This is a genomic window from Amycolatopsis sp. w19 (assembly GCF_051373225.1).
GTDB classification, from domain to species: Bacteria; Actinomycetota; Actinomycetes; order Mycobacteriales; family Pseudonocardiaceae; genus Amycolatopsis; species Amycolatopsis japonica.
Genome location: NZ_JBPQFM010000019.1, coordinates 38,075 through 59,841, shown reverse-complemented (window position 1 = coordinate 59,841; position 21,767 = coordinate 38,075). Strand labels below are relative to the sequence as shown.

22 protein-coding genes are annotated in these 21,767 nt (G+C 67.2%); 11 read left to right on the top strand and 11 right to left on the bottom strand.

Going from position 1 to position 21,767, the window contains the following annotated elements:
- Positions 1–20: 20 nt before the first annotated feature.
- From ACSMFO_RS30390 to ACSMFO_RS30380, 3 genes are all read right to left on the bottom strand, one after another.
- Complete coding sequence (locus ACSMFO_RS30390) at positions 21–1,109, bottom strand: ABC transporter permease (RefSeq protein ID WP_007032042.1); 1,089 nt, start codon at positions 1,107–1,109, stop codon at positions 21–23.
- On the bottom strand, positions 1,106–2,686 hold the full coding sequence (locus ACSMFO_RS30385) for an ABC transporter ATP-binding protein (protein WP_073847419.1): 1,581 nt from the start codon (positions 2,684–2,686) through the stop codon (positions 1,106–1,108). Before ACSMFO_RS30385 ends, ACSMFO_RS30390 begins: the two co-directional genes overlap by 4 nt.
- Before the next feature lie 81 nt (positions 2,687–2,767).
- A complete protein-coding gene (locus ACSMFO_RS30380; protein ID WP_038519437.1) occupies positions 2,768–3,907 on the bottom strand; it encodes a BMP family lipoprotein in 1,140 nt (379 codons plus the stop codon).
- 544 nt (positions 3,908–4,451) lie between these two features.
- Here ACSMFO_RS30380 and sdhC point away from each other — a divergent pair.
- From sdhC to ACSMFO_RS30355, 5 genes are all read left to right on the top strand, one after another.
- Positions 4,452–4,895, top strand: a complete 444-nt coding sequence (sdhC, locus tag ACSMFO_RS30375; protein WP_360084213.1) for a succinate dehydrogenase, cytochrome b556 subunit — start codon at positions 4,452–4,454, stop codon at positions 4,893–4,895.
- Between the two features lie 2 nt (positions 4,896–4,897).
- Positions 4,898–5,317, top strand: coding sequence for a succinate dehydrogenase hydrophobic membrane anchor subunit (locus tag ACSMFO_RS30370; RefSeq protein WP_007032045.1), 420 nt, complete (start codon positions 4,898–4,900; stop codon positions 5,315–5,317).
- Positions 5,318–5,348: 31 nt separating this feature from the next.
- A complete protein-coding gene (gene sdhA / locus ACSMFO_RS30365; RefSeq protein WP_436461384.1) occupies positions 5,349–7,103 on the top strand; it encodes a succinate dehydrogenase flavoprotein subunit in 1,755 nt (584 codons plus the stop codon).
- Positions 7,103–7,873 (top strand): succinate dehydrogenase iron-sulfur subunit, encoded by a 771-nt coding sequence (locus ACSMFO_RS30360; RefSeq protein WP_038519442.1) that lies wholly within the window; start codon positions 7,103–7,105, stop codon positions 7,871–7,873. Before sdhA ends, ACSMFO_RS30360 begins: the two co-directional genes overlap by 1 nt.
- Before the next feature lie 160 nt (positions 7,874–8,033).
- Complete coding sequence (locus ACSMFO_RS30355) at positions 8,034–8,999, top strand: hypothetical protein (protein WP_436461383.1); 966 nt, start codon at positions 8,034–8,036, stop codon at positions 8,997–8,999.
- A 73-nt stretch (positions 9,000–9,072) separates the two neighbouring features.
- Here ACSMFO_RS30355 and ACSMFO_RS30350 read toward each other — a convergent pair whose 3' ends face one another.
- The gene (locus ACSMFO_RS30350; protein WP_436461382.1) at positions 9,073–10,287 is read right to left on the bottom strand and encodes a M14 family zinc carboxypeptidase; all 1,215 of its coding nucleotides are present in this window, start codon (positions 10,285–10,287) and stop codon (positions 9,073–9,075) included.
- A 140-nt stretch (positions 10,288–10,427) separates the two neighbouring features.
- Between ACSMFO_RS30350 and ACSMFO_RS30345 the strand changes: the two genes are divergently transcribed.
- Complete coding sequence (locus ACSMFO_RS30345; RefSeq protein ID WP_436461381.1) at positions 10,428–11,345, top strand: hypothetical protein; 918 nt, start codon at positions 10,428–10,430, stop codon at positions 11,343–11,345.
- 52 nt (positions 11,346–11,397) lie between these two features.
- Here the strand turns inward: ACSMFO_RS30345 and ACSMFO_RS30340 are convergent, their stop codons facing one another.
- A complete protein-coding gene (locus ACSMFO_RS30340) occupies positions 11,398–12,810 on the bottom strand; it encodes a S8 family peptidase (protein WP_038519448.1) in 1,413 nt (470 codons plus the stop codon).
- Positions 12,811–12,888: 78 nt separating this feature from the next.
- Positions 12,889–13,143 (bottom strand): SCO4848 family membrane protein, encoded by a 255-nt coding sequence (locus ACSMFO_RS30335; protein WP_184899326.1) that lies wholly within the window; start codon positions 13,141–13,143, stop codon positions 12,889–12,891.
- A gap of 43 nt (positions 13,144–13,186) precedes the next feature.
- On the opposite strand from ACSMFO_RS30335, the gene ACSMFO_RS30330 reads away from it, so the two are divergent.
- Together ACSMFO_RS30330 and ACSMFO_RS30325 are read left to right on the top strand one after the other, a co-directional pair.
- On the top strand, positions 13,187–14,425 hold the full coding sequence (locus ACSMFO_RS30330; protein ID WP_436461380.1) for a D-alanyl-D-alanine carboxypeptidase family protein: 1,239 nt from the start codon (positions 13,187–13,189) through the stop codon (positions 14,423–14,425).
- Positions 14,426–14,510: 85 nt separating this feature from the next.
- On the top strand, positions 14,511–14,708 hold the full coding sequence (locus tag ACSMFO_RS30325; protein ID WP_436461379.1) for a hypothetical protein: 198 nt from the start codon (positions 14,511–14,513) through the stop codon (positions 14,706–14,708).
- A 1-nt stretch (position 14,709) separates the two neighbouring features.
- Here ACSMFO_RS30325 and ACSMFO_RS30320 read toward each other — a convergent pair whose 3' ends face one another.
- On the bottom strand, positions 14,710–15,732 hold the full coding sequence (locus tag ACSMFO_RS30320; RefSeq protein ID WP_436461378.1) for a YhjD/YihY/BrkB family envelope integrity protein: 1,023 nt from the start codon (positions 15,730–15,732) through the stop codon (positions 14,710–14,712).
- A gap of 41 nt (positions 15,733–15,773) precedes the next feature.
- The gene (trpS, locus tag ACSMFO_RS30315) at positions 15,774–16,793 is read right to left on the bottom strand and encodes a tryptophan--tRNA ligase (protein ID WP_038519455.1); all 1,020 of its coding nucleotides are present in this window, start codon (positions 16,791–16,793) and stop codon (positions 15,774–15,776) included.
- A 163-nt stretch (positions 16,794–16,956) separates the two neighbouring features.
- On the opposite strand from trpS, the gene ACSMFO_RS30310 reads away from it, so the two are divergent.
- The gene (locus ACSMFO_RS30310) at positions 16,957–17,703 is read left to right on the top strand and encodes a S1 family peptidase (protein WP_360129166.1); all 747 of its coding nucleotides are present in this window, start codon (positions 16,957–16,959) and stop codon (positions 17,701–17,703) included.
- A 470-nt stretch (positions 17,704–18,173) separates the two neighbouring features.
- On the opposite strand, the gene ACSMFO_RS30305 is transcribed toward ACSMFO_RS30310, so the two are convergent.
- A complete protein-coding gene (locus tag ACSMFO_RS30305) occupies positions 18,174–18,497 on the bottom strand; it encodes a hypothetical protein (protein WP_436461444.1) in 324 nt (107 codons plus the stop codon).
- Positions 18,498–18,898: 401 nt separating this feature from the next.
- Between ACSMFO_RS30305 and ACSMFO_RS30300 the strand changes: the two genes are divergently transcribed.
- The gene (locus tag ACSMFO_RS30300) at positions 18,899–19,786 is read left to right on the top strand and encodes a glycoside hydrolase family 19 protein (RefSeq protein WP_436461377.1); all 888 of its coding nucleotides are present in this window, start codon (positions 18,899–18,901) and stop codon (positions 19,784–19,786) included.
- Positions 19,787–19,842: 56 nt separating this feature from the next.
- On the opposite strand, the gene ACSMFO_RS30295 is transcribed toward ACSMFO_RS30300, so the two are convergent.
- Positions 19,843–20,346, bottom strand: a complete 504-nt coding sequence (locus ACSMFO_RS30295; RefSeq protein WP_360129161.1) for a MarR family winged helix-turn-helix transcriptional regulator — start codon at positions 20,344–20,346, stop codon at positions 19,843–19,845.
- Between the two features lie 65 nt (positions 20,347–20,411).
- Between ACSMFO_RS30295 and ACSMFO_RS30290 the strand changes: the two genes are divergently transcribed.
- Complete coding sequence (locus ACSMFO_RS30290) at positions 20,412–20,912, top strand: cupin domain-containing protein (protein ID WP_436461376.1); 501 nt, start codon at positions 20,412–20,414, stop codon at positions 20,910–20,912.
- Here the strand turns inward: ACSMFO_RS30290 and ACSMFO_RS30285 are convergent.
- Positions 20,906–21,751 carry a hypothetical protein gene (locus tag ACSMFO_RS30285; protein WP_436461375.1) on the bottom strand — a complete coding sequence of 282 codons (846 nt, stop codon included), beginning with the start codon at positions 21,749–21,751 and terminating at the stop codon, positions 20,906–20,908. The two genes, ACSMFO_RS30290 and ACSMFO_RS30285, sit on opposite strands and share 7 nt — an antisense overlap.
- Positions 21,752–21,767 lie beyond the last annotated feature (16 nt).

Sequence of the window (21,767 nt, the reverse complement as noted above, 5' to 3'; positions counted from 1 at the left end):
GGACGACAGAACATCCGTGCTCACACCGCACCCCCTTCGGAAACGCTGGAACCCTTACCCGCCAGCGCGCGACCGACGCGACGCTGTTCGGCGGCCAGGTCGGCGCGGCGCACGATCTCGTACGCGATGACGACCGACAGCACGATCACGCCCTGCATGATCGTGGCGATCTCTTTGGACACGTTGATCTGCTCGAGCGAAACGGCGGACCGGTCGAGGAACGCCCACAGCAGGGCGCCCAGCGCGATCCCGGCCGGGTGATTACGCCCGAGCAGGGCGACCGCGATGCCGGTGAAGCCGTACATCTGGGTCGAGGTGATGCCGTAGCTGAAGTCGCGGCCGAGCAGTTCCGGCATCGCGACCAGACCGGCCACACCACCGGAAAGCAGCATCGCGATCAGCGTCATCTTCTTGGCGTTGACGCCACCCGCCGCGGCGGCCGTCGTCGATTCGCCGGAGGCCTTGAGCTCGAAACCGAACCGGGTCCGGTTGAGCATGAACCAGTAGGCCGCGCCGATCAGCGCCGCGATGATCACGAAGCCGAACAGCTCGCCGGACCCGATCGGGATACCGGGGATCCGGCCGGTCTCGGCGATCTCGCGGGTGGCGATGTTGTTGCCGGTCTGCACGCCGAACTGGTCCGCGTTGACCAGGAACGCCACGATGCCGCCGACGATCGCGTTCAGCATGATCGTCGAGATGACCTCGGAAACCCCGCGGGTCACCTTCAGCACGGCGGGAATCGCCGCGTAGAGCATGCCGCTGGCCACCGCGACGATGAGGATCGCGATCACGTGGATCACCGGCGGCAGCTGCAGCGCCCCGCCGATGATGGCGGTGACGATGGCGGCGAACCGGTACTGGCCCTCGACACCGATGTTGAAGAGGTTCATCTGGAAGCCGATGGCCACCGCGAGCCCGGACAGGTAGTAGACCGTCGCGAGGTTCACCGTGTCGACGGCCGTCGAGCCCTTGAAGAGCTGGCCGATCATCGTGCCGTAGGCCTGGAGCGGATCCGCCCCCGAGATGATCAGCGCGATGGCCGTCAGGATGACCGCGAAAACGATCGCGAGCAGAGGCGGCAGCAGCCTCGTACGCCAGGAACTCACGCCGCACCGTCCTCTTCGGAGTCTTCGGAAGCACCCGTCATCGCGGAGCCCAGTTGCTGCGGGGTCACGGTCGCGGGGTCGGCCTCGCCGACCAGCCGTCCGCGAAGCATGACCTGAATGGTGTCGGAAAGCCCGATCAGCTCGTCGAGGTCGGCCGAAACCAGCAGGACGGCCAGCCCGGCGGCACGCGCCTGGCGGATCTGTTCCCAGATCAGCGCCTGCGCGCCGACGTCGACACCGCGCGTCGGATGCGACGCGATCAGCAGGACGGGGTTGCCGGAAAGTTCGCGCCCGACGATCAGCTTCTGCTGGTTACCACCCGAAAGCGCGGCGGCGGGGACGTCGATACCCGGTGTGCGGACGTCGTACTCCTCGACGATGCGGCGGGTGTCCTCCCGCGCGCCGTCGATGTCGAGCAACTGTCCTTTCGCGACCGGCTTGCGCGTCTGGTAACCGAGGATCCGGTTGACCCACAAGGGTTGCGTGAGCAGGAGGCTGTGCCGCGTGCGGTCTTCGGCGATGTAGCCGATGCCGGCCTCGCGGCGGGCGAGTGTCCCCAGTTTGTGCAGTTCGACGACCTTGCCGTCGGCCTCGGTCAGTTCGATCCGGCCGCCGCCCTTGCGCATGCCCATGATCGTCTCGACGAGTTCTGTCTGGCCGTTGCCCTCGACGCCGGCGATCCCGAGCACCTCACCCGCGTGCACGGTGAAGGAGATGTGGTCGAGCACGTTCCGCTCGGAACCCTCGACGCTCAGGCACACGTCGTCCAGGCGGAGGACGTCCCGGTCGGTGACGGTGGACTCGCGGGTCTCCGGGCTGGGCAGCTCCGTGCCGACCATCATCTCGGCCAGCTGGCGTGAGGTGATCGTCTTCGGATCCGCCGTGCCGACGGTGGTGCCGCGGCGGATCACGGTGACCGTGTCGGCGATCGCGCGCACCTCGTCGAGCTTGTGCGAGATGAAGATGAAGGTGAAGCCGTCCTTCTGCATGGCGCGGACGGTCTCGAACAGCGCGTCGACCTCCTGCGGCACGAGCACCGCGGTGGGCTCGTCGAGGATGATGATCCGCGCGCCGCGGTAGAGCACCTTGACGATCTCCACGCGCTGGCGGTCGGCGACGCCGAGCTCTTCCAGCAGCGCGTCCGGGCGGGCGCGCAGGCCGACGCGGCCGGCGAGTTCCGCCAGCTTCGCCCTCGCCGCGCGGCCGATGCCGTGCAGGTTCTCCGCGCCGAGGAAGACGTTTTCCCCGACGGTCAGGTTGTCGGCCAGCATGAAGTGCTGGTGGACCATCCCGATCCCGGTCTTGATGGCGTCCTGCGGGTTGCGCAGTTTCACCGGCTGACCGTTGATCGCGATGTCGCCCTCGTCCGGCTGCTGCATGCCGTAGAGGATCTTCATCAGGGTCGATTTGCCCGCGCCGTTCTCGCCGCAGACTGCGTGCACCTCGCCCTTGGTGACGGTGAGGTTGACGTCGGAGTTGGCCACGACACCGGGGAATCGCTTCGTGATCCCGGTCAGCTGCACGGCCGGTTCACCCCGGTCGGGGGCGTCGGTGACCTCGGCCTGGGGAGCGCTCATGAAAAAGCCATCCAGTTCTGGGGGTAAACAGGTGGGGGCTCGGAAGGGGTTACCCTCCCGAGCCCCGCTGCCAGACGAACCTTACTTCTGCGGCTTGTCCGAGACGGTGATCGCCCCGGAGACGATCTGCGCCTTGTAGCCGTCGAGGACGTCCTTGATGTCGTCGACCTTGCCGCCGGAGGTGGCGTAGCCGATGCCGTCGACCTTGAGGTCGAACCGCTTCGGCAGCGACGTCAGGTCGCCCTTCGCCAGCGCGCGCAGGTAGTCGAACACCGCCACGTCGACGCGCTTGAGCATCGAGGTGATGATGACGTCCTTCGACGCCTCGACCGTCTTCTGGTTGTACTGGTCGGAGTCGACGCCGATGGCCATGGCGTTGTTGGACTTGGCCGCCTCGAAAACGCCCTTACCGGAGGCACCGGCGGCGTGGTAGACGACGTCCGCGCCCTTGGCGATCTGGGCGGCGGCCTTCACGTTGCCCTTCGCCGGGTCCTGGAACCCGGAGAAGTCACCGGCCGGGGTGAGGTACTCGTCCTCGATCTTGGCCTTGCTCGACGCGGCCTTCACACCCTGGAGGAAGCCGGCCTCGAACTTCTGGATCAGCGGCGTGTTCACGCCACCGACGAAGCCCACGTGGCACTTCTTGGACTTGTAGGCGGCGGCGACACCGGCCAGGAACGAGCCCTGCTCCTCGGCGAACACCAGCGGGGTGACGTTCGGCGCCTTGACGGAGTCGTCGTCGACGATCGCGAACTGGGTGTTCGGGTACTTCGGCGCGATGGCGCCGACGGCCTTGGCGTAGGCGAAGCCGACCGCGATGACCGGGCTGAAGCCCTGCGAAGCGAGCTGGTCGAGACGCTGCGACTTCGCGGCCTCGTCCTCGGTCGCGGCGGCGGTGCTTTCGGTCACCGAGGTGACGCCGAGCTCGCTCTTCGCCTTGTCGGTACCGGCGGCGGCGGAGTCGTTGAACGACGCGTCGCCACGGCCGCCGACGTCGAAGGCCAGCGCGACCTTGAGCTTGCTGCCGTCGACCTTCTCACCCGACTGCGCGGAGCTGCTCGACGCGGCCGGCGCGGCGGGCGGCTTCGGCGCCGTCACGCAGCTGGCGGACTGGTCCCCCGTGCTCGCGTTGTTGTTGTTCCCCGCACCCGAATCCTTCGCGCACCCGGCCAGTACCAGTGCACCGGCCATGGCGGCGGCGGCCAGCGCGGTTCCACGCATGCGACGCAACGTGTGTCTCCCTCCCCGCTGATCCAGCGGATGGTCCGAAGAAAGCGACCCGGCGACACTGCCGGGTTCGACCGAGGAACGGTACCTAACGGCCGCTTTGCTGCCATAGGAAAGGCACGCTACGTAACACAAACGTTTACTCATGAGTCGCGAGCGCGACGAACGGAGTACTCACAGTGATCGGAATGGAGTAATCGCAGGCAGCTCGCGGCCTTCGGACCGCGTGACACGCCGAAGATCGTCACGCACCGTTCAGGCGCTCCGTCGGGACCGCCCGCGCGTCCACAGTGGACGAACCGGTGAGTTACCGGCCCGCGTCACTCGATAGTGCGACGGTCCCGATGTCTGGTCCATCACACAGAGGAACCCGGAGGTGAGCCCACCGTGAGGTGCGGGTCTAGCATCCTTTTCATCCACGCTCGATGACCATGATCTCGGCACCGTCGCCGGAGCCGTCCCCAGGTGGACGTCCCGGCGGCAGGCGCGGAACCAGCGGTCAGCGGGCCCAAGCCATGACGTTGGAGGCCGTTCACCGATGTCCACCACGGCTAGCGCCGCCGCAGAGGCGACCGCAAGCGATCGGGCGGGTGCCTCACGCCGGCAAGGGACCTTCTACCGGGGCGACCCCGGCATGTGGTCCTGGGTGCTGCACCGCATCACCGGCGTGCTGACATTCTTCTTCCTCTTCGTGCACGTGCTCGACACCGCGCTCGTGCGCGTGTCACCCGACACGTACAACGAGGTCATCGAGACCTACAAGACCCCGCTGGTCAACCTCCTCGAGGTCGGCCTGGTCGGCGCGGTGCTGTTCCACGCGCTCAACGGCATCCGGGTCATGCTGGTCGACTTCTGGGAGAAGGGACCGAAGTTCCAGAAGCCGATGCTCTGGACCATCCTGGCCATCTGGGTCGTGGTGATGATTCCGGGCGCGTTCTTCATGATGAAGCGCACCGTCGAGACGCTCTTCGGGGGTAACTGACCATGGCATCCGAAGTCCTCACCCTCGACAAGCCGCGCTCGCCGAAGCGCCCCGCCGCCCGCCGCAGCAACTTCGAGCTCTACAGCTGGCTGTTCATGCGCATCTCGGGCCTCGCCCTGATCGTGCTGGTGCTCGGCCACCTGTTCATCATGAACATCCTCGACGGCGGTGTGCACCGCATCAACTGGGGCTTCGTCGCCGGCCGCTGGGCCTCGCCGTTCTGGCAGTTCTGGGACCTGTCGATGCTGTGGCTCGCCGAGATCCACGGCGGCAACGGCCTGCGGACGATCATCGACGACTACGCCCGCAAGGACAGCACCCGGTTCTGGCTGAAGATCGTGCTCTACGTCTCGATGGTGCTGATCCTCGCCGTCGGCACGATGGTGATCTTCACCTTCGATCCCGGCATCTCGGCCAACTGACGCCCCACCACACGTTCAAAGCGGAGTCCTCATGCAGTTCCACAAGTACGACGTGGTGATCGTCGGCGCCGGTGGCGCCGGCATGCGCGCGGCCATCGAATCCGGCCAGCGTGCCCGCACCGCGGTCCTCACCAAGCTCTACCCGACGCGTTCGCACACCGGCGCCGCGCAGGGCGGCATGTGCGCCGCGCTCGCGAACGTCGAAGAGGACAACTGGGAGTGGCACACCTTCGACACGATCAAGGGCGGCGACTACCTGGTCGACCAGGACGCCGCCGAGATCATGGCGAAGGAAGCCATCGACGCGGTCCTCGACCTCGAGAAGATGGGCCTGCCGTTCAACCGGACGCCCGAAGGCAAGATCGACCAGCGCCGCTTCGGCGGGCACACCCGTGACCACGGCAAGGCCGCGGTGCGCCGCGCCTGCTACGCCGCGGACCGCACCGGGCACATGATCCTGCAGACGCTGTATCAAAACTGCGTCAAGCACGGCACCGAGTTCTTCAACGAGTTCTACGTGCTCGACCTGGTGCTGACCCCGGACGAGAACGGCAACCCCGCTGCGTCCGGCGTCGTCGCCTACGAGCTGGCGACCGGCGAGCTGCACGTCTTCCAGGCGAAGTCGATCGTGTTCGCCACCGGCGGCGCGGGCAAGATCTTCAAGACGACGTCGAACGCGCACACCCTCACCGGTGACGGCCTCGGCATCATCTTCCGCAAGGGCCTGCCGCTGGAGGACATGGAGTTCTTCCAGTTCCACCCGACAGGTCTGGCCGGGCTCGGCATCCTCATCTCCGAGGCCGTGCGCGGCGAGGGCGGCATCCTCCGCAACGCCGACGGCGAGCGGTTCATGGAGCGCTACGCCCCCACCATCAAGGACCTCGCGCCGCGGGACATCGTCGCCCGGTCGATGGTGCAGGAAGTGCTGCAGGGCCGCGGTTGCGGGCCGAACAAGGACTACGTCGTCCTCGACGTCACGCACATCCCGGAAGAGACGCTGAACGCGAAACTCCCGGACATCATGGAGTTCTCGCGGACGTACCTGGGCGTCGACCCGGTCACCGAGCCGGTGCCGGTGTTCCCGACCTGCCACTACGTGATGGGCGGCATCCCGACCAATATCCACGGCGAGGCGTTGCGGGACAACGAAAACGTCATCCCCGGCCTGTACGCCGCGGGTGAGGTCGCGTGCGTGTCCGTGCACGGCTCTAACCGGCTCGGCACGAACTCGCTGCTCGACATCAACGTGTTCGGCCGTCGCGCCGGCATCGCGGCCGCCGAGTACGCGCTGGCGCACGAGCACATCGAGCTGCCGGAGAACCCGACCAAGGTGGTGGAAGACCAGCTCGCGCTGCTGCTTTCGGAGCACGGTGACGAGCGCGTCGCCGACATCCGCACCGAGCTGCAGCGGACGATGGACTCGCACGCTTCGGTGTACCGCACCGAGGACACGCTGAAGCAGGCGCTGACCGACGTGCAGGCGCTGAAGGAGCGGTACAGCCGGATCACCGTGTCGGACAAGGGGAAGCGGTACAACACCGACGTCCTCGAGGCCGTCGAGCTGGGCTTCCTGCTCGAACTCGCCGAGGTCCTGGTCGTCGGCGCCCTGGCGCGCAAGGAATCCCGCGGCGGGCACGCGCGCGAGGACTACCCGAACCGCGACGACACGAACTTCATGCGGCACACCATGGCCTACAAGGAGGGCGACGGTCTCACCGCCGACGTCCGCCTGGACTACAAGCCGGTGACCTTCACCCGCTACGAACCGATGGAGCGGAAGTACTGATGACCACGGCCACCCCCGAGAAGTCGGAGGCCGTGTCCTCCGACCACACGCCGATCACCGTCACGCTGAAGATCCTCCGGTTCAACCCCGAGATCGACAACGAGCCGCACTGGGAGTCCTACGACGTCCCGGCGCAGCGCACCGACCGGCTGCTGAACCTGCTCTTCTACGTGAAGGACTACATCGACGGGACGTTCTCGTTCCGGCGCTCGTGCGCGCACGGCGTCTGTGGTTCCGACGCGATGCAGATCAACGGCATCAACCGGCTGGCGTGCAAGGTCCTGATGAAGGACCTGCTGTCGCAGGACGGCAAGAAGACGACGATCACCATCGCGCCGATCAAGGGCCTGACGACGCTCAAGGACCTTTACGTCGACATGGACCCGTTCTTCGAGGCGTACAAGGCCGTGAAGCCGTACCTGATCGCCTACGGGAACGAGCCCACGCGCGAGCGGATCCAGTCGCAGGCCGACCGCGACCGGTTCGACGACACGACCAAGTGCATCCTGTGCGCCTGCTGCACGTCCTCGTGCCCGGTGTACTGGAACGACGGCTCGTACTTCGGCCCGGCCGCGATCGTCAACGCGCACCGGTTCATCTTCGACTCGCGTGACGAAGGCGCCGAAGAGCGTCTCGACATCCTGAACGACTCCGAGGGTGTCTGGCGCTGCCGGACGACGTTCAACTGCACCGACGCCTGTCCGCGCGGTATCCAGGTGACGAAGGCGATTCAGGAGGTTAAGCGCGCTTTGCTCTTCAAGCGCGTCTGACGCTTCTGGACCAAGTACATGAAGGCCCCCTTCCTTGCGCTAGGCGCAAGGAAGGGGGCCTTCATGTACTTGGAGCTGAGTTATCCACAACGGAACACTTATCCACAGGCCGGCGAATCGGCTCTGGCGGCGCCGGCGTTCCTGCCGTCACGCTGATCACATGACCAAACGGGGGAGATGGGCTCAGCATCCCGAACTGCTGCAAGAACGAAGTCGCGACGGCGTGATCCGGGCTTCCGACCTGGAATGCCTCGAAATGAGCAGCCGGACGATCTACACCCGATGCCTGCCCGGTGGTCCATGGCAACGCCTGCTGCCCGGCATAATCCTGTTGCACAACAACGAACCCACGAGCGAGCAGCTCGTTACCGCGGGACTACTGCACGGCGGGGCGGACGCGGTTCTCACCGGAATCGAAGCCTGTCGGCGGCACGGACTGCGTCCGACCGCGATGCCACCGGACATGGGGCTGCATCTGCTGATCCCGCACGACCGGAAGATCCGTAGCACCGGCTTCGTGACGATGGAACGGACGATCCACTTGCCGACGCCGATCATCCGACACGGCTTTCCGCTGGCGCCGCTGATCCGGGCAACGACGGATACGGCGCGGCGGTTCGGGGACGCGGAGCAGGTCGAGGCGATCTTGATCGAAGCGGTCCAGAAAGGCGGATGCCATCCGAAGGCTCTGCTTCGCGAACTCGATCGCGGGTCTCTCCGTGGTAGCGCTGTACCTAGACGTCTGCTGACGAGCTGGGTAGACCTTCGGTCCATGGCGGAATCGCGCGCCAGGATTCTCAGCCAGCGCATGCCGGTCCCACCGAGCCACTGGAACGCGGCGATCCACGACCGGCGAGGACGCTACATCGGACGCCCTGATGCGTTGTGGGACGACGTCGGTCTCGTTTGGGAAATCGACTCCTTCGAGTTTCATTTCCGCAAGTCGGACTATGCGCGAACCGTCGAGCGCAACACACGGTATGCGGCGGCGGGCCTGGTCGTGGTGCAAACTCTGCCCTTCCGCCTGCGAGACGACCCAGATGGCGTCCTCGCCGACCTCACGGCCGCGCACGACGTAGCCTCGGCCAGGCCTCGACCCGATATCCACCTCTCAACAGCCGCCTGAAGTACATGAAGGCCCCCTTCCTTGCGCCTAGGTACAGGAAGGGGGCCATCATGTACTTCCTCGAACTGGCGAGCTACTCCAAGATGCGGGCAGCGGCGGCCGAGTCGGCGGTGCCGGGAAGCAGGTCGAAGGCCTCCGGATCGATGCGGTCCACAGCGCCCGTGCTCACATCCCGCAGCATGTTGTACAGCCCCGCCATCACCGCGCGCGTGAAGTGCTCCCGGTGCTGCTGCCCGAGCGTCTGCGTCTGCCCGCGCACCTCGAACAACACCGTCCCCGTCCCGTTCAACGCGAACGAACACCGCGCCTGCCCGGGCAGATCACGATCCGCGCCATGCGGATACCGCGCCCCGACGAACCCCCGCGACGTCATCCCGTTGAAGCCACTGATCGCCAACTGCCGCGATTCGTCCTTTGTGTACACGTCGCGGTACTTCGCGTATTTCTGGCCGGGCTCGAAGAACTTGTCCGGCAGCGGCGGGTAGTCGATGCCGACGTCGAGGAGCCGGTTGCTGCCTTCCTGGCGGACGCACGCTCCTTGATGGTGCAGATCGACGTAGACGTCGGGCACCTTCCCGCGCCGGGCGGTCAGCTCCACGTACACAGACCGCAGAGCCCGCGCCTCGGGCGTGATGAACCAGCCCGGTTGATCCGGCGCGCCCGGGAAGTCCTCCGCGCGCGGGACGTAGTTCAGGTCCGGATTGAAGTCGCGGTTGACGTCGAACCCGGGCCGCTTCCGGTAGTCGTCGCCCTGGAGGACGTCGCTGAGGTAGTTCCAGGCGGGCGGCCGGTCCTTCAGCTGGGGGAACTTCCGCTGTACCTCGGCCCACGAGAGGTCGTTGCCCCGCCGGTCGAGTTCGGCGCCGTCCGGGTTCAGTTTCGGCACCGCGACGAAGGTGATGGTCTTCCGCAGCCGCTCGGCGTCCCGCGACTCGGAGGTGCCCAGGTAGTCCAGGATCCGGAGCAGGGCGTCGGTGCCGGTCTTCTCGTTCCCGTGGATCTCACTGGAGACCACGAAGACCTTCGGGCCGGTCCCGACGGTCGCTTGATGGATCACCCGGCCGCGGTTGGACCGCCCGACCTCCTTGACCGCCACGCGCCCCTTGCTCACGCGCTCGAGCCTGCCGAGTTCCCGCACCATTTCGCGGTAGTCGGTGAACTCGTTGATGGGCAGCTCCCGCGGTTCCTCGCTGCAAGGCGCCACCGGAGCCGCCGCCGCGGGCGTGCTGACCAGCGGGAGCATCGCCAGCCCGACCACCACGGGAACCAACCGACCGAACACCGACATCGTGAACTCCCCACTGTCGAAGGTGTTCACAACGTAGCGAGAACGCACCGATCGCGAATCCGGCGAAAGTGCCGAGACCCGGCGAACGCGTGATCGAGCTAGCCTGATGGGTCATCGGCTGGTCGATCCGAGGGGATCCCATGGAAACGACGACCGAACTGCGCAAGACCCTGTCCCGCCGGCTCCTGCCGCTGCTGTCGGACCTCGAAGACCTCGTATACCGCCACGGCTACCTCCGGGTGGTCGCCGGAGCCGTCGCCATGTTGGGCACCATCGGGTTGCTCGGCCAAGTCCTCGGGCTCGCCTGGTTGCGCACGATCTTCGCGACTGCGGCCGCTCTTCTGTTCTTGACCGCCGCACTCATTTCGTTCTCCGCGACCCGGAGGCTGCGAGATCGCTTGACTCAGACCGAGCAGCTCCTTCACTCCTACTTGCCGGACTTACCCAAGACAGACCCAGTCGGCATTCGTCGCTGGAAGCAGGAAACGTCGATCGAGGAAAACGGCGACGCCTGGATACGTCGCGAGATGACGATGGCTGAGGCCAAGGACCGCCACCTTCGATACCTCACCTTCACGACGATTTGTTACAGCCAAAACAAGCTCACGAATCGCGACAAGCGGAAAGTCACGTACGACTTCGTCCACGCCACGGCTTCGGCACCAGGATCCGGAGTACGGGTTCCCACGACTTCAAGGTGGTCAGAGACGGAACGGGGCCATTCGAGCCTGACGATCTACGTTCATCTCGGCCGCGCGGTGGAAGAAGGGGACGTGGTCACCGCTGAATGGCATTGGCCGAAACACTCGGCTGAACTCATGAAGGGAATCCGCCCCGAGGCGTTCGACACCTCCTTCACCACCACGGTCGCCGAGTTCGCTTTCCAGGTGAAATTCCGGAATCTCGAAGACGACACCGCATTGAAGGTGAAACCCCTGCCTACGACGCAAGTGGAACGTTCACGCGATGGCCAGGACGCGATACTCCGGATTTCGGGAACATCACCGCGGCGCGGCGACCGCTTCGGGTTCGTCGCCGACGTACGACGGCCCGCATGACCGGAGGCCGGCCCGAAACACCCGGGCCGGCCTCCGAAAAGCGGAAATCCTTTTACTTCACCGCGTCCAGGGCGTTGACGCGGCCGTGCCCGTAGTACGAGTTGTCCTTCGCCGGGCCTTCACAGACCGGCGCCGCGGTGCCGCACGGAACTTCGTCCGCCTGGTGCTCCAGCAGCCAGGTCAGCAGCCGCGGCGGAGCGTGGCGGTAGCGGGAAGCCAGCAGCGCGGCGACACCGGCGGCGTGCGGAGACGCCATCGAGGTACCGCACTTGGCGCCGTAGCCGCCGTTGAAGATCGTCGACAGCGGGCAACCGACACCCTGGCCGGCGGGCGGCAGCTGGGCGCGGTCGCCACCGGGGGCGGTGACCGAAACGTCGTCGCCGTAGTTGCTGTACGACGACTTCGTGCCCGCGTAGCCGATGGCCGAGACGTTGACGACGCCGTCGATGGCCTTGGGCAGGATGCCGCAGCTCTCGTCGACCGGGTGCGGGCGGTTCGGGTCGGTGGTCTGCTCGTCCGGGTCGAAGCCGCTGTTGCCGGCGGCGGCGACGTTCAGCACGCCGCGGCCCGTCGAGTAGGTCACCGCGCGGCGGACGGCCTCGAACGCGGCCGCGTCGCCCGGCTCCTTCGCGCAGTAGAACATGCCCGGGTCGATGTAGTAGCTGTTGTTCGTGACCGGGAAGCGGTGCTTCGCCGCCCACATGAACCCGCACACCGCGGCCTCGGGGAGGATCAGGCCGTCGTCGTTCACGACCTTCACCGACGCGAGCTTGACGCCGGGCGCGACACCGGTGAAGCCGCGCGACGCGTCCTTGCCCGCGATCGTGCCGGCGACGTGCGTGCCGTGGTCGGAGTTCGTGGGCGCCCAGGCGGCGGGCGTGGTGTCGGGCGCGCCGCTGTTGCAGCCTGCCGACACGTTCGGGTCGAGGGCCGCCTTCAGCGCGGGGTGGGTGGGCTCGATGCCCGAGTCCAGCACGCCGACGGTCACCGAGCTGCTGCCACCGGAGATCTTGTTCGCCTCGGGAGCCTGGATCGCCCGCATGTCCCACTGCTGGGCCGACAGGTCCTCTTCGACCGCGACGCTGGTGGTCTCTTCGTTCTCCTTGGTGTCGACCACGGCGGAGCGGGTCGCGCGAGCGGTGGCCGCCGGCGGGAACGCGACGTCACGGCCGCCCGAGTAGGCGCGGAAGACGCCGATCTTCGCCTGGAAGTCGGCGTTGCGCGAGGTCGCCACGGCGACCCCGATCTCCGGGTAGTACGCGACCTTCTCGCCGCACTTGGCGCGCAGCTCGCTGTCGACCTTGCGCTCCGGGGTACGCGGGTTGTAGAGCACCACGTAGTTGAACGGCGCGCTCGCGGTGTCGCACTGCGGCGCGGGCGCGGCGCTCGCCGACGGGGCCGCGAACACGCTTCCCGCCGCCGCCGCGACGAGCGCGGGGACGAGCAGGCGTCTGATCCGGGACATTCCACCTCCATGATTCGGTGGAGTGAACGTAAGCGAGCCGAAGGCGGGCCACCACCGTCAAAAGGACGACAAACCGGATCAGGCGTCAGCCTTTTCCGCGTCCCGTGACTTGGCGCCACGAAGCGTGCGCAGACCGATGACGCCGATGACGGTGCCGAGCACGAACGAGACCACCGTCAGCACCGCGTGCACGATGAAGTAGGCGGTGGGCGAGCCGTCCGCGGCCCAGGCGCGGTCGCTGTCCCAGAGGTTCTTGGCGAACGTGATCCAGATGATCCACGACCAGACGCCGAAACCCAGCAGGAACATCGAAGTACCTCGCGAAATGCGCATGCCCCTGAGTATGCAGCGGGCCCGGCGACGCTACATTGCTCGGGTGCACAGCGCTATCTCCCGGTCGCTCCTGGTCCTCGTTTCCGGTGTGCTCGCCCTCGCGGTGACGCCGGTGGCCACAGCCGCCCCGAAGCCACCAGCCCAGGCGCAGCCGTGCGCGAACAAGACGACGCCTCCCCCGCCCATCGACACCTCCGAGAAGCCGCGTCCCGGTGAGGCCGCGCCGGAGCCGTTGCCGGTCCCGCCGGTCCCGGTGGGCGGCGACCGGATGGCCGAATGCGGGCTCGTGCTCCCGAAGCGCGCGCTGAACCCGCCCGAGGGGAACACCTCCGCGTCGTGGGTGCTGCAGGACCTCGACAACGGCGACATCATCGCGGCGAAGGATCCGCACGCCCGTCAGCGGCCGGCGTCGCTGATCAAGGTGCTGCTCGGGCTGGTCGTGGTCACCGAGCTCCCGCCGAACAAGAGCATCGTGCCGACCAAGGAGGACGCCGAGCAGGAGTGCACCTGCATGGGCATCGCCGCGGGCGGTCAGTACACAGTGGACCAGCTGCTGCACGGCCTGCTGATGCATTCGGGCAACGACGCGGCGCACGCGCTCTCCACCGTGCTCGGCGGGGTGGACGCGACCGTCGCGAAGATGAACGCGCTGGCCGCCCGCATCGGCGCCACGGACACCCGGGCCGCGACGCCGTCCGGGCTCGACGGCCCCGGTATGTCGACCTCGGCCTACGACATGAGCCTGATCTTCCACTACGCGATGAAGAAGCCCGAATTCGCCAAGGTGGTCAAGACCAAGAGCTTCGAAATCCCGCCCACCGCGGGAAAGCCGCTCATCACGATCTACAACGACAACAAACTCCTCGGCAGCTACCCCGGGTTCACCGGCGGGAAGACCGGTTTCACCGACGACGCGCGCCACACCTACGCGGGCAGCGCGGTCCAGAACGGTCACCGGATCGGGGTCGTGATGCTTCGCGCCGAACAGCGCCCGACGCGGGTCGTCGAGCAGGCGGCGAAACTCCTCGACTACGGCATCGCGCTGCGCGAGGCCAAGGCCGAATCGGTGGGGCGTATCGAATACCGGTCACCGGAGACCGTGAACGCGGACCCGGCGAACGTCACACCGAACGGGGACGGAGCCTCCAACAGCGGCGCCGCGGCCGCGGCCGAAGACCCGTTCGGCGTGACGGGCTGGATCATCACGCTGGTCGTCTTCCTGATCATCGTGGCGTCGTTCGTCGTCGGTCACCAACGGAAAAAGGCCATGGCGGGCGAGTAGACCGCGGAAAACGAAATCGGCGGACAGCGACGGCAGAGACCGCTAACCTTCGGTCTCCACCCAGCGCGCCGTTCGGGGGACGGCCGTGGGTGTCCCCGATTTCATCCTGCTCGGTTTCGGCTCGGTCGCGCTGACCTACACCGACCGCCAGTTCATCCTGCTGATGTGGGCCGAGGACTACCAGCCGGTGCTCGGTGTCGTCCTGCTCGTCGCGGGCATCGTCCGCGCCAAGAAGGCCGCCCAGGCGCAGCCGGCTCCGGTCACGCAGGAGCCCGGCCGGTAAGTCAGGACTTCCGGCGGCCGAACCAGCCCAACAGGGCACCGGTCGCGAAAGCGCCGCCGACGGCACCGAGCCCCGGCCCCTGCTGCACGGTCACTCTCGGGTGGATCAACACCGGGGCCGGCGGCTCGACGACCGTCTGCTGGTTCTCCTTCGCCGTCGCCGTCCACGCGGTGACGAACAGCAGGAACCGCGACACGAGGTTCGCGAACACGAGCAGACCGATCACCGGGCCGAACAGCGTGAACGCCGGTGATTTCGTGACGCTGCCGAGGTAGACGGTCGCGGCCTGCTGGAGCACGATGAATCCGACGGCGGCGAAGATCGCGCCCTTGACCGCGCTGCGCAGCGCCACGTGCTCACGAGGCAACCTCGCGATGACCCACAGGAACACCAGGGTGTTCGCGAGGAGGCCGAGCAGGATCGTCGCGACCTTCAGCAGGAACACGGCCCAGCCCTGGTTCTCGAGGCCGACCAGTTCGAGCAGGAACCGCCCGACGCCGCTGCCCGCCGCGGTGAGGCCGAACGAGACCACCAGCGCGAGGCCGAGCCCGACGAGGGACAGCAGATCCTTGATGGTGGTCGAAACCAGCGGAAGCTTCTGCTTTTCCTGCCCCCACTGGGCGGTCAGCGCGTCACGCAGGTTCGACATCCAGCCGATGCCCGAGTAGAGGGCGAGCAGCAGACCGAACACCCCGATGCCGCCGCCGGAGTCGAGCGCCGCCTTGATGATGCTGCCGACGAGATCGCTCAGGCCTTCCGGGACCGACTTCTTGATGCCGTCGACGAGCTGGTTCGTCACCACCTGGTCGCCGGCGAGCACGATCTTGATGATCGCGAAGGCGACCATCAAGATCGGGATCACCGAAAGCACACTGAAGTAGGTGATGGCGGCCGCGTAGTGGTTGCCGTAGCGCTCGGTGAAGGCGTCATTGGCCCGGATGAGGTGATCGAGCCAGCCGTACTTCCGCCTCAGGCGCGGTAACAGCTTGTCCTCTTCCGGCTTCGCGCCGTCATCTTTCGCCACCTTGAAACGCTAACCACACGGCCGCGGCCGCGCAGCGCGAATCAGCCTGCCGGGGGAAGGAACCCGATGTTCTCGTAGACGTTCCGCAAGGTCACCGAAGCGACCTCCCTGGCCCGTTCCGCACCGAGCGCCAAGGCCTTGTCGAGTTCGGCGACGTCGTCCAGGTAGGACCGGACGCGCTCCTGCACCGGCGTGACCCACTCGACGAACGCCTCGCCGACGCCCTTCTTCAGGTCGCCGTAGCCCTTGCCCTCGTAGGCGTTCTGGAGTTCGGCGACCGGCTGGTCGGTCAGGGCGGACAGGATCGTCAGCAGGTTCGAGACGCCCGGCTTGTTCTCGGCGTCGAAGACGATCTCGCGGCCGGTGTCGGTGACCGCCGAACGCACCTTCTTCGCCGACTTCTTCGGGTCTTCGAGCAGCTCGATGAGGCCGTTGCCGGTCGACGAGGACTTGCTCATCTTCGCGGTCGGGTCCTGCAGGTCGTAGATCTTCGCCGTGTCCTTGACGATATGCGGCTCCGGCACGGTGAACGTCTTGCCGTAGCGGTTGTTGAACCGCTGAGCGAGGTTGCGCGTCAACTCCAGGTGCTGCCGCTGGTCCTCGCCGACGGGGACCTCGTTCGCCTGGTACAGCAGGATGTCCGCGGCCTGCAGGACCGGGTACGTGAACAGGCCGACGCTGGCGCGATCCGTGCCCTGCTTCGCGGCCTTGTCCTTGAACTGCGTCATCCGGCTCGCCTCGCCGAACCCGGTCTGGCACTCCAGCACCCAGCTCAGCTGGGCGTGCTCGGGCACCTGGCTCTGGACGAACAGCGCGCTGCGGGCGGGGTCGACCCCGAGCGCGAGCAGCTGCGCGGCCGAGCGGCGCGTGCGCTCGCGCAGCACCTTCGGGTCCTGCTCGACGGTGATCGCGTGCAGGTCGACGACCATGTAGAAGGTGTCGTGGGTGTCCTGCAGCCGCACCCACTGCCGCAGCGCACCCAGGTAGTTGCCCAGGTGGAACGAGTCGGCGGTCGGCTGGATCCCGGAGAGCACGCGCGGGCGCTTCTGTTCGTCGGACACGCCCGGATTCTGTCAGGCCACGCCGCGGCGGGTCATCCGGCCTCGGCCCGGCCGAACGGGCTAAACGGTTAAACGCCACATACTTCCGACGGTTCTGGGCGCGGTGTCCGATTCCTAGCGTTCATGGCACCGGATCTTCCGGCCACACCGAAGGAGAACCCAGATGAAGGCACGATCCCTGCTGATGGGCTTGGCCATGGCGGCTGCGGCCGTCTTCTCGCTTTCCGGCGTCGCGGCGGCGGCCGAGCCCACCGGAGGCGTCCAGCCGAACATCGTCGGCGGCGGCAACGCGACCCAGGTCTACTCGTTCATGGTGTCCCAGCAGTCGAGCTCCGGCAGCCACCAGTGTGGTGGCTCACTGATCAGCTCGACCTGGGTGGTCACCGCGGCGCACTGTGGCACGCCGTACCAGGTGCGGGTCGGCACCACGAACCGCACCAGCGGCGGTTCCGTCGCCCGCGTCGCCCAGCGCATCGCCCACCCGAGCGCCGACCTGGCGCTGCTGCGTCTCTCGTCGGCGGTGTCGCAGGCGCCGGTCACGATCGCCGCTTCGTCCGGGGCCGTTGGCACCGCGACGCGGATCATCGGCTGGGGCCAGACCTGCCCCGTCCGCGGTGGTTGTGGCGCCCCGATCAACCTCCAGGAGCTGAACACCTCGATCGTCGCCGACACCCGGTGCAGCGGCATCAACGGCGCCAGCGAGATCTGCACCAACAACCCCAACGGCAACTCGGGCGCCTGCTACGGCGACTCGGGCGGCCCGCAGGTGAAGCAGGTCAGCGGTGTCTGGCAGCTGGTCGGCGCCACCAGCCGCGCCGGGAACAACAGCAGCACCTGCGCGACCGGGCCGTCGATCTACGTGGACGTCCCCTACTTCCGCAGCTGGATCCGCACCAACTCCGGCGTCTGACCCGGTCCCCGCGTCGCCCCACCGCCCCCGGGGGCGACGCGGGCCCAGCCGGTTCAGCAAGGAACCGTGCGGTAGTTCGAAGAGCCGCTCCAGCAGCGCGACCGCCCTCAGGGAGTCGCACCGCTCGGGGCGGCTTCTTCCTGTCCGCCAGTAGCTCAAGGTCGCGACACTGATCCGGACTCCCTGCTGGGCGAGCCGGTGCCGGATCCGGTCGAGCCCGAGGCCGCTTTCCGTGATCGCCCGGTCCAGGGCGCGGGGGAAGGGGTCACCGGGCCGGCTGCGACGCCGCGTCACCGTCATGGACCCGAGCGTGGCGATCAGCGGGCGGCTAAACAATCCGGGCGGGACTAGGTGTACCTACCCAAGAAATCCGCCACTTCGCCTTTAGCGGGCTAAACGCGATCTGCCGGCCCCAGGGCACCGACCTGCGTTTCGCGGGCTAAACGCGATCCGAAACGGGAAAAAGCAGGTCAGGGGCGCTGCTGGCGAGTGAGGGCGTCGTCCGCGAGCACGGCCTCGGCCATCGCGGCCACATGCGGGGCGGCGGGCTGCGACGGGGCGACGGGAGCGACGGCGGCCGCGCGGGCCTTCCGGCGCTGACGGAACACACCGAAGGCCATGCCGACGATGCCGAGCGCGACGGCGATCAGGCCGACCGGGCCCAGCAGGCCGAACGCCATCTCCGAACGTGACGCCGACTCCGCGGCCGACGCCGGAACGGCGCCCGCGACGAGCAACGCGACCGGGATCGCGATGACCGCCGCGGCCCGGGCCGCGGGCACGGACGATCGCATCAGGAGATGAACTGGGTTCCGCACCGGAGTGCCTCCCGTGACGTGACATTGCCGAACCGGAACGCTAACCCGAACGAGTGAGCATTTCCAGGTTGCTGGTCAAAAAACTACCGAGCGTGTCAAGACCTGTGGGTTCTGATCAACTCGGGGCCCGAGACTAGCCCCTCACAGGGGGGATGTTTCGAGCACCCCTCGCCTCAGAGTTGTCATGCGGGCAATCGGTTTCTGACAGAACCGGACAGGGGTTAGGCCATTCGGTTGTCGCACGCGGCCGAACAGGCACGATCCGACTTTCCCCGGTTGGTTTCTTGTGCGCAATGGTCTATACCTGTTGGCCATACCCCTTAAAAGGTATAGACCAATATCTCCCTGCATGGTCCCCTCGTACGAAGGAGCCACCGATGTCTCTTCGACGTATTCTCGCGGCGGTCGCCGCCACCTTCGCCGCCACGACGGTCGCCGTGGTCGTCCCGACCCAGTCCGCCTCCGCCGCGGACTGCGTGGCGCCGTGGAACGCGAGCTCGGTCTACTGGGGCGGCAACACCGCCTCCTACAACGGGCACAACTGGTCCGCGAAGTGGTGGACGCAGAACGAAACCCCAGGTACGGCGCAGGTCTGGGCCGATCAGGGCGCCTGCGGCGGCGGGACGACCAACCCGCCGAACCCGTCCGGCTTCGTGGTCAGCGAGGCACAGTTCAACCAGATGTTCCCGAGCCGGAACCCCTTCTACACCTACAACGGCCTGGTCACCGCCCTCAGCGCGTACCCGGCCTTCGCGGGCACGGGCAGCGACACCGTGAAGAAGCAGGAAGCGGCGGCCTTCCTGGCGAACGTCAGCCACGAGACCGGCGGCCTGGTCCACATCGTCGAGCAGAACGAGGCGAACTACCCGCACTACTGCGACACGAGCCAGTCCTACGGCTGCCCCGCCGGCAACGCCGCGTACTACGGCCGCGGCCCGATCCAGCTCAGCTGGAACTTCAACTACAAGGCCGCCGGCGACGCGCTGGGCCTGCCGCTGCTGACCAACCCGTGGCTGGTGCAGAACGACGCGGCGGTCGCCTGGAAGACCGGCATCTGGTACTGGATGACCCAGAACGGTCCCGGCACGATGACCCCGCACAACGCGATGATCAACAGCCGCGGCTTCGGCGAGACGATCCGCAGCATCAACGGGAGCATCGAGTGCAACGGCGGCAACCCCGCCCAGGTGCAGAGCCGCGTGAGCAAGTACCAGCAGTTCACGGGCATCCTCGGCGTCGACCCCGGAGGCAACCTGTACTGCTGATCCGCCCAGGGAGCTGAAGGGGCCCTTCGCCGCATGCCACGCGGCGAAGGGCCCCTTCAGTTTTCGTCGAGGGACGCCAGCAGCCGACGCAGCGAAGCGTCGAGGACGCCGAGGTCCTCGCCCAGCGGCGAGAGCAGCTTCGCGACGTTCGCCGTGTGCTCGGTCATCGCGGCGTCGACGACCTCGAAACCGCGCTCGGTCAACGTGACCCGGAAGCTGCGCCGGTCTTCGGGATCGAGCGCCCGCTCGACCAGCCCGGCCGACTCGAGCCTGTCGATCCGGCTGGTCATCCCGGCCCTGGACATCATCAGGGTCGCGGACAGTTCGGACGGGATCAGCGTGTACGGCTTCCCGGACCGCCTGAGCGCCGCGAGCACGTCGAACTCCCCCTGCTTCAAGCCGTGTTTCGCGAAGACGGCCTCGACCATCGGCGTGGTCAGCATCGTGACGCGGCCGAGGCGGCCGGCGACCCCGATCGCGGTCAAGTCCAGTTCCGGCCGCTCGCGGTGCCAGGCATCGACGACGGCGTCGATCGCGTCCGCGCTTCGTTGTTCACTCACGAACGCAGTCTATTCGACGGGAGATAGTTTGACAGCGAACTATCAGCGGTGGAACTATCGTGTCCATGACACAGCGCATCGAAACCCGTGAAACCGTCCTCGTCCGCGCCGCCGAAGCCGAGACCGTCGGCGCGGCCCCCACCCTCGTCACACTGCTCGCCGACGTCTCGACCACGGGCGGAGTCATGAGCAGCGCGAGAACCCAGCTTGGCGTGGGCGCCAACGGCGCGGCACCGCACTTTCACACCGGCTCGTCCGAGATGTTCTTCATGCTCGGCGGAAAGCTGGAAGTCCTTGTGGGAGAAGAGATCGTGACCGTTTCCGAAGGCGACATGCTCGTCGTGCCGCCGCTGACCACCCACGCGTTCCGTGCGGCCGTGGACTCGGCGGCGGACGTCCTGATCGTGTTCATCCCCGGCGTCGAACGGTTCGACTACTTCCGGCTACTGGAGAAGGTCGGGCACGGCGAGGCGACTGTCCAGGATCTCTTGGACAGCCAGGAAAAGTTCGACAACCACTTCGTCGAAAGTCCAGTGTGGACGGAGAGCGCGAAGTCCCGTCAGTAGCCGCGCGGCGGATATCCCGGCGGCGGATACTGCTGTGGCGGAAATTGCTGCGGCGGGTGTCCCGGATATTGCGGCGGATACGGCGGCTGACCGTACTGCGGCGGGGGCGGGTACTGCGGCGGATACCCGGGGTTCTGCGGCGGGTACGGCTGTTGCGGATGGTAAGGCTGCGGCGGAGGCGGCGCGGCGGGCTGCCCACCGCCGCCGAGGTGGAACGGCAGCAGCGACACCAGTTGCGCGAGCCTCCCGAGTGTGGAGAGCACGTCGTCCGGCTTGGTCCGGCCGAAGGTCGGATTCTCGACGTAGACCAGTTCCGCGCCCACCAGCGACCAGGTGTGCAGCTTCGACGACCGCATCGTGGCGGCGACCTGCGGCGTGAGCACGGCGACCGCGACGTTCGGGTCGGTGTCGATCAGCTTGTACCAGCGGTTGAACTTCCGGTCCGCGGTGGCGGGCTCCGGGTACTGATCGACGTCCCAGGCGGACTCGATACTCGACACGATCTGGAAGTTCGGCATCGGCGCGGGCAAGGTGACGACCCAGACCGTGTCGATCGAGATCGTGTCGAGCTCGTTGACCTTCTTGTTGGTCCACCGCGTGTGCACGCTCGTGACCGTCGGGCGGCGGTGATGGTCGAAGACGCTGAAGCGAAGGCCGTTGTACGCGCCGCTCAGCGCGCCGAACGCCATCCGCTTGTCGCCGCGCTGGTTGAACGGCAGGACCGTCCAGCGCTCCAGCAGGTTCGGCGCGTCCGGGCTGAACTCCCACCCGTACTGGCCGGACATCGCGTAGCGCTCGGCGTTGGTCGCCTCGATACGCCTGGCTTCGTTCGTCTCCATCGCAACCCCCGGATCT

Bases quoted from the DNA above. Each gene is read 5' to 3' on its own strand.
- ACSMFO_RS30385 (WP_073847419.1), bottom strand. From the start codon at position 2,686: ATGAGCGCTCCCCAGGCCGAGGTCACCGACGCCCCCGACCGGGGTGAA.
- ACSMFO_RS30380 (WP_038519437.1), bottom strand. From the start codon at position 3,907: ATGCGTGGAACCGCGCTGGCCGCCGCCGCCATGGCCGGTGCACTGGTA.
- sdhC (WP_360084213.1), top strand. From the start codon at position 4,452: ATGTCCACCACGGCTAGCGCCGCCGCAGAGGCGACCGCAAGCGATCGG.
- ACSMFO_RS30370 (WP_007032045.1), top strand. From the start codon at position 4,898: ATGGCATCCGAAGTCCTCACCCTCGACAAGCCGCGCTCGCCGAAGCGC.
- sdhA (WP_436461384.1), top strand. From the start codon at position 5,349: ATGCAGTTCCACAAGTACGACGTGGTGATCGTCGGCGCCGGTGGCGCC.
- ACSMFO_RS30360 (WP_038519442.1), top strand. From the start codon at position 7,103: ATGACCACGGCCACCCCCGAGAAGTCGGAGGCCGTGTCCTCCGACCAC.
- ACSMFO_RS30355 (WP_436461383.1), top strand. From the start codon at position 8,034: ATGACCAAACGGGGGAGATGGGCTCAGCATCCCGAACTGCTGCAAGAA.
- ACSMFO_RS30350 (WP_436461382.1), bottom strand. From the start codon at position 10,287: ATGTCGGTGTTCGGTCGGTTGGTTCCCGTGGTGGTCGGGCTGGCGATG.
- ACSMFO_RS30345 (WP_436461381.1), top strand. From the start codon at position 10,428: ATGGAAACGACGACCGAACTGCGCAAGACCCTGTCCCGCCGGCTCCTG.
- ACSMFO_RS30340 (WP_038519448.1), bottom strand. From the start codon at position 12,810: ATGTCCCGGATCAGACGCCTGCTCGTCCCCGCGCTCGTCGCGGCGGCG.
- ACSMFO_RS30335 (WP_184899326.1), bottom strand. From the start codon at position 13,143: ATGCGCATTTCGCGAGGTACTTCGATGTTCCTGCTGGGTTTCGGCGTC.
- ACSMFO_RS30310 (WP_360129166.1), top strand. From the start codon at position 16,957: ATGAAGGCACGATCCCTGCTGATGGGCTTGGCCATGGCGGCTGCGGCC.
- ACSMFO_RS30305 (WP_436461444.1), bottom strand. From the start codon at position 18,497: ATGCGATCGTCCGTGCCCGCGGCCCGGGCCGCGGCGGTCATCGCGATC.
- ACSMFO_RS30300 (WP_436461377.1), top strand. From the start codon at position 18,899: ATGTCTCTTCGACGTATTCTCGCGGCGGTCGCCGCCACCTTCGCCGCC.
- ACSMFO_RS30290 (WP_436461376.1), top strand. From the start codon at position 20,412: ATGACACAGCGCATCGAAACCCGTGAAACCGTCCTCGTCCGCGCCGCC.
- ACSMFO_RS30285 (WP_436461375.1), bottom strand. From the start codon at position 21,751: ATGGAGACGAACGAAGCCAGGCGTATCGAGGCGACCAACGCCGAGCGC.